This window comes from Sphingomonas sp. GW821-FHT10F09 (assembly GCF_058809195.1).
Window position 1 is genome coordinate 432,708 of record NZ_JBXASI010000002.1, and the last position, 17,898, is coordinate 450,605.

Below are 17,898 nucleotides of genomic sequence, written 5' to 3' on the forward strand. Positions count from 1 at the left end.
ATTAGGCGCCTATGTGGGGGAGGGCGGCGCGCAACGCAATCATGCCGTGGATCGTTTGGACCGGCACGAGGAGATGCGATCATGACCGACAAGCAACCGATGCAGGCGATGAGTACGGACCACGACGGCGCGAAGGACGGCGTCGGCGACGCGCCGGCCAAGCAGGGTGGCGGCGAAAGCAGCGGCGGCGCCTATCCCAATCCTCACACGGGCAAGGGCAAGCAGGACGATGTCGGCGGCGGCTTTCTGGGCCATGGCGGACAGAGCCATGTCGCATATTCCGGCCCGGGTGACGGCGATACGGACGAGGAGGTCGGCAACGGGAATGCCGTGACGAAATAAGCGTTCGTCCTCACCCTTCCCGTCGAGGGAGGGCAGGCGCAGGGCGGCTGCTTTATGCGTCGACCAGCGGCGCCACATCGACGCTTACCGCCATGTTCTGCGCCTGCGATCCCAGCACGACGCCGTCGACCGGGGCGATCTCCGCATAGTCGCGGCCGACCGCCATCACGATATGGTCGCCCGCCATCCAGATGCCGTTGGTCGGATCGAGTCCGACCCAGCCCTTCACCGGCCCGCACCAGAGCAGCACCCAGGCGTGCGTCGCATCCGCACCGACAAGCCGTGGCTGCCCCTCGGGCGGGATGGTACGGATATAGCCGCTCGCATAGGCGGCGGGCAGGCCGGCGGCGCGCAGGCCGGTAATCATGATCTGCGCGAAGTCCTGGCATACGCCCTTGCGCTTCAGGAACGCCTCGTGCGGCGGCGTGTCGACCAGGGTGGCGGTGGCGTCGAAGGTGAAATCGTCCTGGATGCGGCGGGCCAGCGCGATTCCCGCCTCCAGCGCGCCGCGCTGCGGATCGAGGTCGGCGGCGCAATAGGCGGCGATGCCGTGATCCAGCGGGATCAGCGGCGAGGGGAACAGGTAATTGGCGGGACTCGCCGCCGACAGGTCGCGGCTGGCGCGCGCCATCGCCGCGACCTCGCCGAGCGTCGGGTCGCTGGCGTCCGGCACCGGCACCAGCCGGTCGACGCGCATCCGCGAGCGGCTCTCGATCGTCAGGCTGCGCACCGGCGTGTCGATCACCAGCCGGGTGACGTTGGCGAGCCCTGCCTCGGCCCGGCCAGCGCTGGTGCGGCCGACCGGTTCGACGGTCAGCGCATAATCCTCCAGCACCTGCCCGGGCCAGTCGATCGGCTTCAGCCGCAGGTTGCAGCGTGCGAACTTGACGTTGCCGCCATAGTCGAACCGGGTGATGTGCCGGATATCGTAGAGCATCTCGCCGATCACGCTAACGTCAGCCCCCCGGCGCGCAGCGGTTCGGCGCCCTGCAGGAAGTATCGCCGCGCGACGGCTTCCGACAATTGCGCCAGCCGCCGTTCGAGGTCGCCGAGCGTATCGGGGTCGAGCGTCGCCGCGGTGGTCATCGACAGCGCCGCCACCAGCGCGCGGCCGTGGGCCTGCTGCGGTTCGGGCATGCCGTCGTCGCTCAGCACCGGCAGGTCGCGCAGCCGCTCGCCGATTCGCTCCGCCTGATAGGCGAGGCTGCGCGGATTGCCCGGATCGAGCGCGACGAGGTCGACCACCGGCACGCGCGCGATCCCCGTCAGATAGCGCTGGCGATAGCTGATCTGGCTGTCGGCGAGGTCGAGCAGCGTCGACAGGTCGTCCGCGGTCGCGCCCGGCATGCCGAACAGGCGCAGCGCCCGCGTCATCGCCATCGCGCGTTCGATCCGGCGGCCTAGGTCGTGGAACCGCCACGCCGCGGTCCGCCCCATATGCTCCGCCGACAGGCCGGCGATCGCGACATAGCGGCGCTGCAGCGAACCGGCGCGGTCGAGCATGCCGCGATGAGTGGGGAAGGGCGCCTCGAGCAGCCGCACCATGTCCGCCGACAGCCGGTCGCGCGAACCCTCGCCGATGCCGCGCGCCAGCCGGTTGATCGTGGCGACCGAATGCCACGCCTCGTCCTCCATCGCCTGCCGCGCGAAGGCGGTGAGGTCGCCGCGCTTGAGCGACAGCGGATGCGCCGCCGATCCGCCGCCGGCGATCAGGCCGACCAGCTTCCCCACCGTCGCCGCCGACAGCGCCGCGCCGCCGTCCGCGTCGATCGAATTGCCAAGCATGACGCGGATCGCCGCGAGCAGCGCCTCGCCGCGCTCCAGATAGCGGCCGAGCCAGTAGAAATTGTCGGCGACGCGGCTCGGCAAGGTGCCGGGATTGCGGCGGACGTGGTGCGAATCGGGGGCGGGCAGCAGCGACACCGGCTCGACCGTGTCGGCGCCGTGGATGCAGACGTCGGCCGACCAGGTGCCCTCGCCGAGCACGCTCGCGCGCGGATCGGTATCCTCGCCGATCCGCGCGAAGCCGCCGGGCAGCACGGTCCAGCCGCCGCTCGCATCGCGTGCCGCGAAGACGCGCAGCGTGAAGGGGCGGGGGACGAGGGCATCCTCGATCACCACCGGCATCGTCGACAGGCGCACGATCTCCTGCCCGACATAATCCTGCGGCCGGCGCATCATGTCGGCGCGCAGCGCGGCACGCTGGCCGGCGTCGAGTTCTCCGCCATGCACCGTCCGCCCGCCGGGCAGGCCGAGCGGGACCGGGCCGAACGCCGATCCGATCAGCATGCGGTCGAGGTCCTCCTCGACATGCGCGAGCTCCGACGGCTGGCCGCACCACCAGGTCGCGATATTGGGCAGGTGCAGGCTTTCGCCGAGCAGCCGCGTCGCCAGCTGCGGCAGGAAGGCACCGAACGCCGGCGCCTCCAGCACGCCCGCACCCGGCGCGTTCGACAGCACGACGTTGCCCGCGGCATAGGCATCGATCAGCCCCGGCACGCCGATCTGCGAATGCGAATCGAACGCCAGCGGGTCGAGCATGCGCGGATCGACGCGCCGCCACAGCGCATCGACGCGCTTCAGCCCGCCGATGGTGCGGACGTAGAGCTGGTTTTCCAGCGCGGCGAGGTCGGCGCCCTCGACCAGCAGCAGGCCGAGGTAGCGCGCCAGATGCGCCTGTTCGGGATAGCTGGGGTTGAACCGTCCCGGCGTCAGCAGGCCGATGCGCGGGTCGGTGCGGCGGCACATCGCGGCGATCCCGGCGCGGAAGGCGGCGAAGAAGGGGGCGTGGCGCTGGACGTTGATCCGCGCCTGCAGCCCGCCGAGGGTGCGGCTGACCGCCAGCCGGTTCTCCAGCGCATAGCCGGCGCCGGCGGGCGCGCGCAGGTGATCGGCGAGCACGCGCCATTCGCCGGTCGGCCCGCGGCCGAGGTCGATCGCGATGAAGTGCAGATGCTTGCCGCCGGGCGGCTCCAGCCCGATTATCGGCCGCAGGAAATAGGGGCTGCCGGTGACCAATGCGGCGGGGATCAGCCCGCGCTCGACCAGCCGGCCGGGGCCGTAGAGGTCGGCGATCACGCTTTCCATCAGCTCGGCGCGCTGGACGACGCCGCGGCTGATCTGCGCCCATTCCTGCGCGTCGATCAGCAGCGGGACGGGGCTGACCGGCCAAGGCCGCTCGTCCGCCTCGCCGATGATGCGAAAGCCCATGCCGATGTCGGCGGCGTGGCGACGGACGCGTTCGCGGACGTGATCGAGGTCGTCGGAGGCGACCGTCGCCAGTTCCTCGAACATCGCCGCCCAGGCGGGATCGTCGCTGCCGCACAGCACGTCGCCTGCGGTGGTCCGCGCGCAATAATCCGCGATCCAGCGCGCGGCATGCGTGTTCGCGTCGAATAAGGGCGCAGCCTGCGTCGCCATCGCTTGAGCGGTTCACCCCATGAAGTCCGCGCGCACCGTGTCGGGTTGCCTGCTGCGAGGCAACATAAAACACAGATATGTGACGCGAACGGTGGGGCGTCGTCCCGCCGGGTCAGAGGTCCGGCAGCACCTGGTCCGCCACGCCCCAGCCGGCGAGCGCACGCGAGGTCGCGCGGTCCAGCAGTTCCGCGGCATCGCGGACGCCCCAGCGCGCGGCGGTGTCGATGTCGCGCAGCTCCGTCCACGACACCGGCGCCGCCACCGGTGCGCCGGCCCGCGCGCGGGCCGAATAGGGCATGATCGCGGTGCTGCCGCGCTGGTTGCGGAGGTAATCGATGAAGATCCGGCCCTTGCGCTTCGCCTTGGTCATCACCGCGACGAACCGGTCGGGTTCCGCCCCGGCGAGCGCCCGCGCGAACCGGTCGGCGAAATCCTTCACCGCCGGCCATTCCGCCTGCGGGGTAAGCGGCACGACGACGTGCACGCCCTTGCCGCCAGACAGCAGCGGAAAGCTCACCAGCCCCAGTTCGCCGAGCTGCGCGCTGACATGCTCCGCCGCGCGCTTCGTGTCGGCGAAGTCGAGCGCCTCGTCGGGGTCGAGATCGATGACCAGCCGGTCGGGCCGTTCCAGCGCGTCGATCGTGGATCCCCAACCGTGGAACTCGATTGTCCCCATCTGGACGCAGGCGACGAGGCCGTCGGCGTCGTCGACGTAGAGATAGGGTTCGACCGACCCGTCCTTCTCGCGCACGTCGACATGGTGGACGTGGTCGCCGAAGCTGCCCGCGTCATGCCTCTGGAAGAAGCACGCCTTCGCACGCCCCTGCGGGCAGCGCACGAGGCTGATCGGCCGCCGCCCCGCCCAGGGCAGCAGGATCGGCGCCAGCTGCGCATAATAATCGGCAAGCTCGCCCTTGGTGACGTCGCTGTCCGGGAACACCAGCCGGTCGCGGCTGCTGACCGTCACATGGACCTGCGGCGCGGCGGGGGCGGGCTCGGCGATCTCGGCCACGACCTGATCCGCCGTCTTGTCGGCGCGCAGGCCGAGGAAGCTCGCATGGCGCAGCACCCGGTCGGGCGTCACCTCGGCAAAGGCGATCTCGGCGACGAGGTCGGGCCTGATCCAGCGGGCGCCGCGCAACGCGACCTTGTGGGTTTTCAGGCTCGCCGCGTCGACCGACGGTTTCGCGACCGATAGCTTCGCCATCTGTGCCGACAGATCGTCCATCAGCTGTTGGTTGAAGCCGGTGCCGACCTTGCCGGCGTAGCGGAAGCCGTCGCCTTCGCGCAGCCCGAGCAGCAGCGATTTGAAGCCCCGCTTCTTGTCCGACGGCGTCCAGCCGACGATGACGAATTCCTGCCGCTGGATGCATTTGGCCTTCAGCCACGCCCGGTTGCGGGCGCCGACATAGGGCGCATCGGCGCGCTTGGACACGACGCCCTCCAACCCCTCGCGGCACATGGTCGCGAACAATTCCTCGCCGGCGCCGAGGACGTGCTCGGCGAACTGCAGGCGCTCGCCGTTGGCGACGATGGCGCGTAGCCGCTCCTTGCGCTCGACAGTGGAAAGGCCGGTCAGGTCCTCGCCGTCTTGTTCGAGCAGGTCGAACGCAAATAGCGTCATCGCGCCGCCATCGGCGATCGCGGTCTTCAGCGTCGAGAAATCGGGCCGTCCGTCCTGGAAGGCGACGATCTCGCCATCAATCAGCGCCGACGTCACCGGCAAAGCGGCGGCGGCCTCGGCGATCGCGGCGAATTTGTCGGTCCAGTCGAGGCCGCTGCGGGTATAGACCTTCGCCCGTCCGCCACCGATCGCGATCATGGCGCGATAGCCGTCATACTTCACCTCGTGCAGCCAGCCGGTGCCGGCGGGCACGCTGTCGACCAGCGTGCAGAGCTGCGGTTCGCGAAACGCGGGCAGCGTTTTGGCGGTACGGGAAGCCCGGTTCTTGGCGGCGGTAGGTTTGCGGCCCGCCCCCTCCACCGGCCGTGCCGGTCCCCGTCGCCGTGGCGAGGAGGATTTCACGGGTTTCCCGTCGGCGATCTCCGCCATCGTCCGGCCGGTGGATACGCTGGTCAGCGCCTCCTCGACCAGCACGTCCGTCCCGCCCGTGAAGGCATCGTCGATCTTGCGCAGCAGCCAGTTCTCGCGCTTTTCCTTCGCGCGCGGTTTCAGGCGGATGAGCAGCCATTCGCCCTTCATCCGCTCGCCATCCAGCGTGAAGTGCAGGTGCCCCTTGTCGAGGTCCTTCGCCGATTTGCCTGCGATCGGCGACCATGTTCCGCGGTCCCACAGCATCACGGTGCCGCCGCCATATTCGCTGGCGGGGATCGTCCCCTCGAACGTCGCATAGGACAGGGGATGGTCCTCGGTGCGGACCGCGAGGCGCTTCTGGTCGGGGTCGAGGCTCGGCCCGCGCGTCACCGCCCAGCTTTTCAGAACGCCGTCCACCTCCAGTCGCAGGTCCCAGTGCAGGCGCGTCGCGTCATGCTTCTGCACCATGAAGCTGTTGCCGTGACCGGGCTCCAGCGTGCCGGCGGGTTCCGCGGTCCTCGTGAAGTCCCGCTTGGCGTTATAGCGTTCGAGCGGATCGGTCATGTCCTCCCCTCCTTGGAAGGGAGGGGAGCGGGAAGGGGATCAAGCACGCTTTTTCGCCGGTGCCTTTTTCGGCGCGGCCTTCTTCGCCGGCGGCTTCTTCTCCGTCGCCGCGCCGGATTTCTCCATCGACTTCTTCAGCGCCGCCATCAGGTCGACGACGTTGCCGCCGGATTTAGCAGCGCCCTCGTCCTTGTCCTCGACGATCTTGCGGCCCTTCGCCTTGCGCTTGCGCTCGACGAGGTCTTTCAGCGCATCGACGTAGCGATCGTGGAATTCGTCCGGATCGAAGGTCGCGGTCTTCTTGTCTATCAGCGCCTCGGCAAGGTCGAGCAGGTCAGCGTCGGGCTTCTGGTCGGGGATCTCCCGGAAATAGCCCTGGGCCTTGTTGACCTCGTCGGCATAGCGCAGGGTTTCCAGCACCATGCCGCGCCCGCACGGCTTCAGGCTGACGACATATTCGCGCCCCCGCATCGCCAATTGCCCCAGCCCGACCTTCTTGGTTCGGCGCAGCGCCTCGCGCAGCACGATGAACGCCTCTTCGGCCAGATCGTCTGCCGGCACGACAAAATAGGGCTTTTCGTAATAGAGCACGTCGATCTCATGCGCGTCGACGAAATGGGTCAGCTCCAGCGTCTTCTTCGATTCCAGCTTCACCGCGTCGATCTCGTCCTGCTCGAGCAGCACGAATTCGCCCTTCGACACCTCATAGCCCTTCATGATCTCGTCGGTATCGACCGGGCCGACGCCGGTGACGATCTTTTCGTAATGGATCGGCTTGCCGGTCGGTTCGTGGATCTGCTTGAACGCCACCGACGCCCCGCTCTTGGTCGCGGCATAGATTTCGACCGGGATCGACACGAGGGCGAGCCGGATCTGTCCTTGCCAATAGGCACGTGCGGGCATGGGGCGTGGTTCTTTCCGTTGCGGAAGCGATTCAATTCATGGGGGAAAGACTCGTTCCGGTGCGTCGACGCGGGTGTGCGTTCCCCCGATCGCGAACATGCGCTAAAGGGCGCGGATGGCCGACGATCCCTTCGCACTGTTCGACCGCTGGTATGCCGAGGCGCGTGACAGCGAACCGAACGATCCCAACGCCATGGCGCTCGCCACCGTCGATGCGGCGGGACAGCCGTCGGTGCGCATGGTGCTGCTGAAGGGCCATGGTCGGGACGGGTTCGTCTTCTACACCAATCGCGAGGGGCGCAAGGCGGCGGACCTCGCCGCGGTGCCGAAGGCGGCGCTGCTGTTCCACTGGAAATCGCTGCGCCGGCAGATCCGGATCGAGGGGCCGGTCAGCCTCGCCACCGACGCCGAATCCGACGCCTATTTCGCCAGCCGCGGACGCGATTCGCAGCTGGGCGCCTGGGCATCCGACCAGTCGCGCCCGCTTGCAGACCGCGCGACGTTCGAGGCGCGCTTCGCCGAAGTGACCGACCGGTTCGCCGATGGCGACGTGCCGCGCCCGCCGCATTGGGGTGGTTATCGCGTCACGCCGCGGGTCATCGAATTCTGGCAGGACCGCGCGCATCGCCTGCACGAACGCCGCGTCTTCACCCGCTCGGGCGACGATTGGAGCGAGGGACTGCTGTTCCCATGACCCGCGACGAACAGCGCCGTTTCCTGCCGCTGGCGACGCGCGCCGCGCTCGCCAGCGTGGCGATGGCGTGCTTCCTGCTCGCGCTGAAGGGGTTCGCCGCGTGGCAGACCGGATCGGTCGCGATGCTCGGCAGCCTCGCCGATACCGCGCTCGACCTGCTCGCCAGCCTCGTCACCCTGTACGGCGTCCGCCTTGCCGCGACGCCCGCCGACCACGACCACCGCTTCGGCCACGGCAAGGCGGAGGCGCTGGCGGCGCTGTTCCAGGTCGCGCTCATCACCGCGTCGGCGGGCGCGATCGCGTGGCGCGCGATCACCGCACTGGGCGAGAACGGCCCGACCGCGGATGCGGAATTCGGCATCACCGTGTCGATCGTCGCGATCGCCGCGACCGTCGTGCTGCTCTGGTACCAGCGCCAGATCATCCGCCAGACCGGATCGGTCGCGATCATGGCGGACAACGTACATTACCAGTCCGACGTCCTCCTCAACGGTTCGGTCATCGTCGCGCTCGTGCTCGACCAGTATCTCGGCTGGCACAAGGCGGACCCGATCCTCGGCATCGTCATCGCGCTGTGGCTGGCATGGGGTGCGTTCCAGGCCTCGTCCAACGCGATCGACCAGCTGATGGACAAGGAATGGCCGGAGGACCAGCGGGCCGCCTTCCTCGACGTCGCCGCGCGTCAGCCCGGCCTCAAGGGCATCCACGATTTCCGCACGCGCCGCTCGGGCAGCCACGATTTCGCGCAATTCCACATGGAGGTCGATCGCAACCTGACGGTCGGCGCGGCGCACGACATCGTCGAGGGGGTGGAGCGCAACCTGCGCCAGACCTTCCCCAAGGTCGAGGTTCTGATCCACCTCGATCCCGAGGGGCATGTCGACACCGACAATCCGCTGGTCGAGGCGGACGTCACCCCCCATTGGTTCGGAAAGCGCCTGTAAGGAACGATTGTAAGGAACGATGTCGTGAGAATTCCCTTCGCCCAGATCGACGCGTTCGCGGAAAGCGCCTTTGGCGGCAATCCGGCGGCGGTGATGCCGCTGTCGGGGTGGCTCGACGATGCGGTGCTGCAGAACATCGCCTCCGAGAACAACCTCAGCGAAACCGCCTTCATCGTGCCGTCCGACACCGATGACGCGGATTTCGAGCTGCGCTGGTTCACCCCCGCCGCCGAGGTCGCGCTGTGCGGCCATGCGACGCTGGCGAGTGGCCATTTCGTGCTGTCGTCAGACGAGGATCGCACGACGGTGCGCTTCCGCACGCGGCAGGCTGGCGTGCTCGAGGTGACGCGCGAGGGCGACCGCTATCGCATGGCGCTGCCCGCCTGGGGGCCGTCGCCGAGGCCGCTCGACGCGATCGTCGCTGCGCTGGGGGTCGAGCCGGTCGAAACGCTGTGGCACGACAAGGGCTATGTGTTGGTCGTCGTTGCCGACGAGGCTGCGGTACGCGCCGCCCGTCCGGACGACCGCGCGCTTGCCGCCGAAGGACCGATCGTGGCGATCGTCGCGGCGCGGGGCGCGCAGACCGATATCGTCAGCCGCGTCTTCACCGCCTATTTCGACATTCCCGAAGACCCGGTCACCGGATCGGCGCATGCGGTGATGGTGCCCTATTGGGCGGAGAAGCTCGGCACCGACCGCTTCACCGCCTTCCAGGCGAGCAAGCGCGGCGGCCTGCTGACCTGCGCGCTGGAGGGCGACCGCGTCATTCTGGGCGGCGCGTGCGTGACCGTGATCGAGGGGACGTTCCTGCTGCCATAAGGGGGGTGACGCTCGCCTCGCCCCGCCGCCGTCATCCCGGCGCGGGCGGGGATCCATAGCGGTGATGGTCGCGGTGAGATCGCAGAGGCTAACGTGTCTGGCCCCCCGCCTGCGCGGGAATGATGAATGAAGGTTGGGCGCGGGGCATTCCGCCCGCCGCCTAACGCCCGCGGCGTTTGGTCATTGGATCGGGCTTCGCCGGTTTCACCCAGCCCTCCGGCGGGACCACGCGCGACTGGCTGGTGCCCAGACCCATCGCGCCCGGCCGCTGTCGTTCCAGCCCCGACGGATCGACGTCCGCGCCGCCGCTGCGCAACAGGCTGATGCGGTCGCGCAGCCGTCCAGCGGTTTCGAAATCGAGTGCCGCGGCGGCGGCTTCCATCTCCAGCCGCAGTGCCTCGATCGAGACGGTCATGCCGCCTCGGCGATTGCCGCCGCCTCCGTCTCCGCGATCCAGCCGCCGCCGAGCACGCGGCTGCCGGCGTAGAGCACCGCCGCCTGGCCGGGCGCGACGCCATATTCGGGCGCGTCGAACAGCAGGCGGTCGCCGTCCAGTCGCGCCGGCACTGGCTTCGCCATCGAGCGCACCTTGGCGGTGATCGGCCCGGTATGGTCGCCGCCGATCCAGTTGAGCCCGGTGATCCGCGCCGTACCCACCGCCAGCGCCGCGCGCGGGCCGACCACGACCTGCCGCGCCGCCGCGTCGACACGCACCACGTACAACGGCTCGGGCGTGCCGCCGATCTCCAGCCCGCGGCGCTGGCCGACGGTGAAGTGGATGATCCCGCGATGCGTGCCGAGCTTGGCGCCGGACAGGTCGACGATATCGCCCGCGGTGTCCGCCTCCGGGCGCAGCTTGCGCACCAGCCCGGCATAATCGCCATCGGGGACGAAGCAGATGTCCTGGCTGTCGGGCTTGCCCGCGACGGCGAGGCCCATCTCCGCGGCGATCTCGCGTACCCGCGCCTTGGGCAGGCCGCCGAGCGGGAAGCGGAGATAGTCCACCTGCGCCTGCGTCGTCGCGAACAGGAAATAACTTTGGTCGCGCGCCGGATCGGCACCGCGATGCAGTTCCGCGCCCGCCGGTCCGATCACCCGCTGCACGTAATGGCCGGTCGCGAGACAATCGGCGCCGAGGTCGCGGGCCAGGCTGAGCAGGTCGGTGAACTTCGGCCCGGTGTTGCACTGGACGCAGGGGATCGGCGTGCGTCCGGCGAGATATTCGTCGGCGAAGGTGTCGACCACCATCTCCCGGAACCGCGTCTCGTGATCGAACACGTAATGCGCGATCCCTAGCCGGTCGCAGACCGCGCGCGCGTCGCGGATGTCGCGCCCTGCGCAGCAGCTGCCCGCGCGGCCGGTCGCCTCGCCATGATCGTACAATTGCAGCGTCACGCCGATCGTCTCGGCCCCGGTCCGCGCCGCCAGCGCGGCCACCACCGAACTGTCGACGCCGCCCGACATCGCCACCACGATCCGCCTCGCGGCGGGATCGCCGGGCAGCTGGAAGTCCGTATCGTCCATAGCGGCCCCATACCCCCTCCCGCCGGGAACCGCAAAGTAAGGAAGGTTCACATAATCTTTTCACGGGCTTTACCCCGCCTTCATCGCCTGTCCCGTAAGCCGCTACTCCCGAACGAGTAACACGAGTGTATCAGCGTTGGATCTCAGCTTCCCCGGCTTCGACAGGAATACGGAAGTCACCCAGCTTCCGGGCGACCTGGCGGTGCTCATGGTCGGGATCGCAGCACGGCAGACGGCGTCTCCGACCGCCGTCGCCCAGGCACGGTTCGGCCGGATCGGCCATCCGTCCCGCTTGCTGCAACCGCTCGACGGTGCCTTCAACGGCCCGACGGCGGCATCGCTGGCGCACTGGCGCGTGGATGGCCGGCGGACCGGCGATCCACCCCCGCCAGTCCCGGCGCCACAAGAGTGAACAGGTCGTTTACCGTGGCGTTTCAGGCGATCTTCAAGACCGCCCACTAAGGCAACAGTATCGCGTTTTGAGAGGGGGCCCCCGCCCCGATCGAGGTTGTAACATGATCGAGAACCAGAAAATCCGCCCAGCCAAAGTCATCGGTCCCCTGGGCGAATCGCTGACCCTGGATTCGCTGCCGCCGCCGTCGACGACGCGCTGGGTGGTGCGCCGCAAGGCGGAGGTCGTGGCGGCGGTCAACGGCGGACTGCTGACGGTGGACGAGGTCTGCGCGCGCTACGGCCTGACGGTCGAGGAATTCGCCGGCTGGCAGCGCGCGATCGACCGGTCGGGCATGCCCGGGCTGCGGGTTACCCGTATCCAGCATTACAAGTCGCTCTACGAGCGCCAGCAGAAATATTGAGGGGCGCGAACACGGTACGTCGCAAAACGAAACGCGTGCGGAACATTTATCCCGCCTCGTGAGTCTTTCCGCCAGAGCCCACGCCGGGCGTAAACGGAGGGATTTATGGGTATCATTCTTTGGCTTATCATCGGCGGTGTCATCGGCTGGCTGGCTAGCATCATCATGCGCACCGATGCGCAGCAGGGCATCTTCCTGAACATCGTCGTCGGCATCGTTGGCGCGTTCATCGGTGGCCTGGTGATCTCGGGCGGCTCGATCAACAACGCGCCGCTCAACGTGACGTCGTTCCTGGTATCGCTGCTCGGTGCGGTGATCCTGCTGGCGATCGTCAACCTCGTGCGTCGCGGCAGCGTCCGCTAAGCACGCGCTTTCGCTTCGTCACGCGAACGCAGAAAGGCCGCCCGGGCAACCGGGCGGTCTTTTTCGTGTGCGTCGTTATTGCAGGAGGAACCGGACCGAGAGGGTGACGGTCACGTCCTTCTCGCCCGGTGCGATCTCGGTCTTGGCATCCGAGGCCATCGCGCGCGCCATGAACATCGGCTGCGGCCCCGGCGAACCGGCGTCCTGCCCGGTTTCGGCGATCGAGATCACCCGCGCCACCTTCAGCCCTGCCGCCGCGGCAAAGAGGTCGGCGCGCGCCCGCGCCTTCGTCACCGCATCGGTGCGCGCCTCGTCCAGCGCCGCCTCGGGCTTGTCGATCGACAGGTTGGGGCCGTCGATCTGGTTCGCGCCCTGCGTCACCAGCGCGTCGAGCACGCCGCCGGCCTTCGCGACCTCGCGGAAGCGGATGCTGACCGTGTTGGTCGCCTGATAGCCGGTGATCGCCGGCGCCTGCCCCTCGGTGTAGCGATATTGCGGGCTCAGCCCGACGTTGGACGTGGCGAGGTCGCGCGCGGTGACGCCGGCGCGCTTCAGTGCCGCGATCACCCGCGTCATCCGCTGTGCATTGTCGGCAAGCGCGGCGGCGGCGGTCGGCGCCTGCGACACCACCCCGGCGCGGATCGTCGCCACGTCCGGCACGCGCGTCGTCCGCCCTTCGGCACTGACGTCCAGCACCGTCCCCTGCGCCGGCACCAGCGGCTCGACCGTGGTCGGCACCGCCTGCGCCAGGGCGCCGGCGGGAATCATTACCGCTGCCAATGCTGTCAGATACTTCACTCGAGATTCTCCCGTCGCGTCGTTGCGATCCGCGTGTCATGACAGCGCCCGGGTCAACCGTTGCTGAACGGCCGGAATCGTTGCGGACGATACCGGTTTCGGGCATGGCGGCAGCCGCTGCGCCAGCGGGGGCTTGAGCGCAGTGATATATTCAGATAACACAGCTGCGATATGCGATGGCCGCGGGTGGCCGGACGGGGATGGGACAGGCATGAACGACTATCAGGGTTCGATCGGGCACGAGGAACGGCTGGCATTGCCGGGCGAACCCGCGCCGTCGGGCCGCGGCCGCACGATCGTCATCGCGCTGGTCGTCGTCGCGTTGCTGGCGGTCGCCGCCTGGGCGATGTTCGGCCGCAAGAAGGCCGATCCCGCCGCCGGTGCCAAGACCGAACAGATGCCCAGCGTCACCGTCGTCGTCCCCGGCCGCAAGACCGTCGACCGCACGCTGTCGGCGACCGGCACGCTGGCGGCGCGGCGCGAGATGCCGGTCGGCGTCGCGGGCGAGGGCGGGATGATCACCCGCGTGCTGGTCGAACCCGGCCAGTGGGTGAACGCGGGACAGGTGCTCGCCACCGTCGACCGGTCGGTGCAGACGCAGACCGCGCAGTCGCTCGCCGCACAGGTCAACGTCGCCCGTTCCGACCAGACGATCGCGCAGGCCGAGCTCGACCGCGCCCAGCAACTGGTCGACCGCGGCTTCATCTCCAAGGCAGACCTGCAGCGCAAGGCCGCGACCCGCGATGCCGCCGCCGCGCGCGTGCAGGTCGCCGCCGCGTCGCTGCGCGAGGCCAATGCCCGCACCGGCCGGCTCGACATCCGCGCGCCTGCCGCCGGCCTCGTCCTCACCCGCGGCGCCGAACCGGGCCAGATCGTCAGCTCGGGCTCGGGCGTGCTGTTCCGCATGGCGCAGGGCGGCCAGATCGAGATGCGCGCGCAGCTGTCCGAGGCCGATCTCGCTTCGCTGCACACCGGCGCGCGCGCGCAGGTGACGCCGGTCGGCAGCGACCGCACCTTCACGGGCGAGGTGTGGCAGGTGTCGCCGATCATCGATCCGCAAACGCGCCAGGGCATTGCCCGCGTCGCGCTCCGCTACGATCCCGCGCTGCGGCCCGGCGGCTTCGCCTCGGCGACGATCGTCGGCGGTGCCGCGGTCGCGCCGCTGCTCCCCGACAGCGCGTTGCAAAGCGACGAAAAGGGCAGCTTCGTCTATATCATCGACAAGGACGACAAGGTCGCGCGCCGCAACATCCGGATCGGCCAGGTTTCCGATGCAGGCGTCACCGTGCTGTCCGGCCTCGACGGCACCGAACGCGTCGTCCGCTCGGCGGGCGGGTTCCTCGCGCCGGGGCAGAAGGTGAAGCCGATCGCACAGAAGGCGAGCTGACATGAGCTTTCGCAACATCTCCGCCTGGGCGATCCGCAACCCGGTTCCGCCGCTCGTCCTGTTCTTCGCGCTGACGCTGGCGGGCATAGTCAGCTTCATGCGGATGGACGTCAACAACGATCCGGACATCGATTTCCCGGTCGTCATCGTCGTCATCAGCCAGCCCGGCGCCGCGCCGACCGAGCTGGAGAATCAGGTCACCAACCGCGTCGAATCCGCGGTCCGCTCGCTGCAGGGCATCGACGAGATCACCTCGACCGTCACCGAGGGCTCGTCGACCACCGTCGTCCAGCTCGCCATCGGCACGCCGATCGACCGCGCCGTCAACGACACCCGCGACAAGATCGCGCAGATCCGCAGCGACCTGCCCGAAGGCATCCTCGAACCGCAGATATTCCGCGCCGACACGACCGATCAGGATCTCGCCAGCTATTCGGCGATCGCCAGCGACATGACCGTCGAACAGCTCAGCTGGTACATCGACAATACCGTCGCCAAGGAATTGCTGTCGGTTTCCGGCATGGCCGCGGTCAACCGCAACGGCGGCGTCAGCCGCGAGATCCGCGTCATCCTCGATCCGCTCAAGCTGCAAAGCCAAGGGCTGACCGCGAGTCAGGTCAACCAGCAGCTGCGCCAGATCAATCTCAATGCGGCGGGTGGCCGTGCCGAGATCGCCGGCTCCGAGCAGTCGGTGCGCGTGCTCGGCAACGCCCGGAACGCCAACCAGCTGGCCCAGACGCTTATCAACGTCGGCGGCGGCCGCACGGTCCGGCTCGGCGACATCGCCACGGTCCGCGACCTCTACGCCGAACAGCGCAGCCGCGCCGCGGTCGACGGCCGTCAGGCGATCAGCTTCGACTTTCAGCGCGCCAAGGGCGCTTCCGACGTCAGCGTCTTCAACGACGCGGTCAAGAAGCTGGAGGCGCTGGAGAAGCGCAATCCGGGCGTCCATTTCGTGCTCCGCTCGAACAGCGTCAAATACACCGAGGCGCAGTATGAATCGGCGATCCACGCGATGATCGAGGGTGCGGTGCTCGCGGTGCTCGTCGTGCTGCTGTTCCTGCGCGACTGGCGCGCGACGCTGATCTCGGCGCTGGCGATCCCGCTGTCCGCGATCCCGACCTTCTGGTTCATGGAACTGCTCGGCTTCAACCTCAACCAGATGACGTTGCTCGGCCTCAGCCTCGTCGCCGGCGTGCTGGTCGACGACGCGATCGTCGAGATCGAGAATATCGTCCGGCACATGCGGATGGGCAAATCCGCCTATCAGGCCTCGATCGACGCGGCGGATGAGATCGGCCTCGCCGTGCTCGCCACCACCATGTCGATCGTCGCGGTGTTCATGCCGGTCAGCCTGATGCCCGGCATCTCGGGCCAGTATTTCCAGAACTTCGGTCTCACCGTCGTCGTGTCGGTGCTGATGAGCCTCGCCGTAGCGCGGCTCATCACGCCGATGATCGCGGCCTATTTCCTCAAGAGCTTCGGCCACGCCAGCCACGGCGAGGGCCGCGCGATGGACGCCTATATGGCGGTGCTGCGCTGGACGCTGGACAGCGCGAAGCAGAAGGCGAGCGCGGCGCGCGGCGGTTATCACCGCGTCACCAGCCGCTGGCGGGATCACCGCGTCTGGATCATGGGCCTTGGCGTTCTGACCTTCGTCGCCACCATCCTGATGTTCGGCGCGGTGCCGATGCAGTTCCAGCCGCCGCAGAACAACGACGATTCGACCGCGACGATCGAGATGGTCCCCGGCACCACGCTGGCCCAGACCGATGCGGTCGTCACCCGCGTCGCCGACCTGCTGCGTCGCCAACCCGAGGTGTCGTCGGTCTATGCCCGCACCGGCGGCGGGCAGGGCGTCAACACCGGTCGCGTCACCGCGACGCTGCGCGACGACCGCAAGGTCACCAGCACCGAGTTCGAACGCAACCTCGCGCCCGAACTTGCCCGGATCGCCGATGCCCGCGTCGGCTTCCGGTCGCAGTTCGGCTGGGGTTCGTCGGGTCGCGACATGACGATCGTGCTCGGCGGCGACGATCCCGACCTGTTGCAGAAGACCGCGAGCACGCTGGTCGACCAGATGGCGACGCTGCCGACGCTCAGCCAGCCGCGCATCTCGGGCAACCTCCAGCGGCCCGAGATCGTCATCCGTCCGCGCTTCGACCTCGCCGCCAACCTCGGCGTGACGACGCAGGCGCTGTCCAGCGCGATCCGCATCGCGACGCTGGGCGACATCGACCAGAATTCGGCGCGCTTCTCGCTCTCCGACCGTCAGGTGCCGATCCGCGTCGCGCTCGACCAGGGCGCGCGGACCGAATTGTCGACGATCCAGAACCTGCCGGTCGCGACGCAGTCCGGCGGTTCGGTGCCGCTGTCGCTGATCGCCGACATCAGCCTCGGTTCCGGCCCGACGCAGATCGACCGCGTCAATCAGCAGCGCCGCATCGCGGTCGGCGCCGATCTGGCGCCCGGCATCGTCTCCGGCATCGCGCAGAAGCAGATCGACAATCTGCCGATCATGAAGAACCTGCCGCTCGGCGTGAACCGGCTGACGCTGGGGCAGGCGAAATGGCAGCAGGAGATGCTGACCAATTTCGTCGTCGCGGTCGTCTCCGGCACGTTCCTCGTCTTCGCGGTGCTGGTGCTGCTCTACCGCCGCGCGCTGCCGCCGTTCGTCAACATGGCCTCGCTGCTGCTCGCGCCGCTGGGCGGGTTGATCGCGCTGTGGGCGACGGGCAATCCGCTGTCGTTGCCGGTATTCATCGGCCTGCTGATGCTACTCGGTATCGTCGCGAAGAATTCGATCCTGCTGATCGACTTCGCGCTGGAGGAAATGAACAAGGGCGTCGATTCGCTCACCGCGATCATCGATGCCGGTCACAAGCGTGCGCAGCCGATCGTGATGACCACCGTCGCTATGGTCGCCGGCATGATCCCGACTGCGCTGTCGCTCGGCGGCGACGGGTCGTGGCGCGCGCCGATGGGCATTGTCGTGATCGGCGGCCTGATCCTGTCGACGCTGCTGACGCTGGTGATCGTCCCCGCGGCGTTCAGCCTCGCGGTCGGGATCGAACGCTACGTCGGGCCGCGGCTCGGCCGGCGCCTGCTCACCTATCGCCCCGGGGACGACGGCAGCACCGTGGTCGGCATCGCCGGCCCGCACACCCCGACGATCGGCCCGGTCCCCGCCGGCCGCCTCGGCCACGAGGGCGAACAGCCGGCGGAATGACGGGGTGTCGGGGATATTCCGGTCCCTCCAATATTGTCCTCCCCGCAGGCGGGTATCCATA

General features: G+C 68.7%; 16 protein-coding genes. 9 read left to right on the forward strand and 7 right to left on the reverse strand.

Translation table 11 applies throughout. The features are described from left to right. The first annotated feature begins 81 nt into the window (after positions 1–81). The gene (locus AC1RTO_RS10110) at positions 82–342 is read left to right on the forward strand and encodes a hypothetical protein (RefSeq protein ID WP_493160742.1); all 261 of its coding nucleotides are present in this window, start codon (positions 82–84) and stop codon (positions 340–342) included. A gap of 52 nt (positions 343–394) precedes the next feature. Here AC1RTO_RS10110 and AC1RTO_RS10115 read toward each other — a convergent pair whose 3' ends face one another. From AC1RTO_RS10115 to ku, 4 genes are all read right to left on the reverse strand, one after another. Beyond that, positions 395–1,279, reverse strand: coding sequence for a transglutaminase family protein (locus AC1RTO_RS10115; RefSeq protein WP_294138433.1), 885 nt, complete (start codon positions 1,277–1,279; stop codon positions 395–397). Between the two features lie 8 nt (positions 1,280–1,287). Then, positions 1,288–3,762 carry a circularly permuted type 2 ATP-grasp protein gene (locus AC1RTO_RS10120; protein ID WP_493160743.1) on the reverse strand — a complete coding sequence of 825 codons (2,475 nt, stop codon included), beginning with the start codon at positions 3,760–3,762 and terminating at the stop codon, positions 1,288–1,290. A gap of 112 nt (positions 3,763–3,874) precedes the next feature. Next, positions 3,875–6,361, reverse strand: a complete 2,487-nt coding sequence (gene ligD / locus AC1RTO_RS10125) for a DNA ligase D (protein WP_493160744.1) — start codon at positions 6,359–6,361, stop codon at positions 3,875–3,877. Positions 6,362–6,400: 39 nt separating this feature from the next. Then, the gene (ku, locus tag AC1RTO_RS10130; RefSeq protein ID WP_493160745.1) at positions 6,401–7,264 is read right to left on the reverse strand and encodes a non-homologous end joining protein Ku; all 864 of its coding nucleotides are present in this window, start codon (positions 7,262–7,264) and stop codon (positions 6,401–6,403) included. A gap of 115 nt (positions 7,265–7,379) precedes the next feature. Here ku and pdxH point away from each other — a divergent pair, with 115 nt between their 5' ends. From pdxH to AC1RTO_RS10145, 3 genes are read left to right on the forward strand one after another with little or no spacing between them, the layout of a single operon-like run. Beyond that, positions 7,380–7,958 carry a pyridoxamine 5'-phosphate oxidase gene (pdxH, locus tag AC1RTO_RS10135; protein ID WP_493160746.1) on the forward strand — a complete coding sequence of 193 codons (579 nt, stop codon included), beginning with the start codon at positions 7,380–7,382 and terminating at the stop codon, positions 7,956–7,958. After that, complete coding sequence (locus tag AC1RTO_RS10140) at positions 7,955–8,902, forward strand: cation diffusion facilitator family transporter (protein ID WP_493160747.1); 948 nt, start codon at positions 7,955–7,957, stop codon at positions 8,900–8,902. Before pdxH ends, AC1RTO_RS10140 begins: the two co-directional genes overlap by 4 nt. Positions 8,903–8,926: 24 nt before the next feature. Then, the gene (locus tag AC1RTO_RS10145) at positions 8,927–9,721 is read left to right on the forward strand and encodes a PhzF family phenazine biosynthesis protein (RefSeq protein ID WP_493160748.1); all 795 of its coding nucleotides are present in this window, start codon (positions 8,927–8,929) and stop codon (positions 9,719–9,721) included. Positions 9,722–9,881: 160 nt separating this feature from the next. Here the strand turns inward: AC1RTO_RS10145 and AC1RTO_RS10150 are convergent, their stop codons facing one another. Further along, entirely contained in the window at positions 9,882–10,136 is a 255-nt protein-coding gene (locus AC1RTO_RS10150; RefSeq protein WP_493160749.1) for a UvrB/UvrC motif-containing protein, read from the reverse strand. Continuing rightward, complete coding sequence (gene mnmA / locus AC1RTO_RS10155; protein ID WP_493160750.1) at positions 10,133–11,245, reverse strand: tRNA 2-thiouridine(34) synthase MnmA; 1,113 nt, start codon at positions 11,243–11,245, stop codon at positions 10,133–10,135. Before mnmA ends, AC1RTO_RS10150 begins: the two co-directional genes overlap by 4 nt. Before the next feature lie 136 nt (positions 11,246–11,381). Between mnmA and AC1RTO_RS10160 the strand changes: the two genes are divergently transcribed. From AC1RTO_RS10160 to AC1RTO_RS10170, 3 genes are all read left to right on the forward strand, one after another. Beyond that, positions 11,382–11,657 carry a hypothetical protein gene (locus AC1RTO_RS10160; protein WP_493160751.1) on the forward strand — a complete coding sequence of 92 codons (276 nt, stop codon included), beginning with the start codon at positions 11,382–11,384 and terminating at the stop codon, positions 11,655–11,657. A gap of 103 nt (positions 11,658–11,760) precedes the next feature. After that, complete coding sequence (sciP, locus tag AC1RTO_RS10165; RefSeq protein WP_140872437.1) at positions 11,761–12,060, forward strand: CtrA inhibitor SciP; 300 nt, start codon at positions 11,761–11,763, stop codon at positions 12,058–12,060. Positions 12,061–12,165: 105 nt separating this feature from the next. Then, a complete protein-coding gene (locus tag AC1RTO_RS10170; RefSeq protein ID WP_163957784.1) occupies positions 12,166–12,423 on the forward strand; it encodes a GlsB/YeaQ/YmgE family stress response membrane protein in 258 nt (85 codons plus the stop codon). Positions 12,424–12,498: 75 nt separating this feature from the next. Here the strand turns inward: AC1RTO_RS10170 and AC1RTO_RS10175 are convergent, their stop codons facing one another. Further along, entirely contained in the window at positions 12,499–13,221 is a 723-nt protein-coding gene (locus AC1RTO_RS10175; RefSeq protein WP_493160752.1) for an SIMPL domain-containing protein, read from the reverse strand. Between the two features lie 211 nt (positions 13,222–13,432). Between AC1RTO_RS10175 and AC1RTO_RS10180 the strand changes: the two genes are divergently transcribed. Together AC1RTO_RS10180 and AC1RTO_RS10185 are read left to right on the forward strand one after the other, a co-directional pair. Beyond that, positions 13,433–14,608 (forward strand): efflux RND transporter periplasmic adaptor subunit, encoded by a 1,176-nt coding sequence (locus AC1RTO_RS10180; protein WP_493160753.1) that lies wholly within the window; start codon positions 13,433–13,435, stop codon positions 14,606–14,608. Position 14,609: 1 nt separating this feature from the next. After that, complete coding sequence (locus AC1RTO_RS10185; protein WP_493160754.1) at positions 14,610–17,837, forward strand: efflux RND transporter permease subunit; 3,228 nt, start codon at positions 14,610–14,612, stop codon at positions 17,835–17,837. The last annotated feature ends 61 nt before the right edge of the window (positions 17,838–17,898 follow it).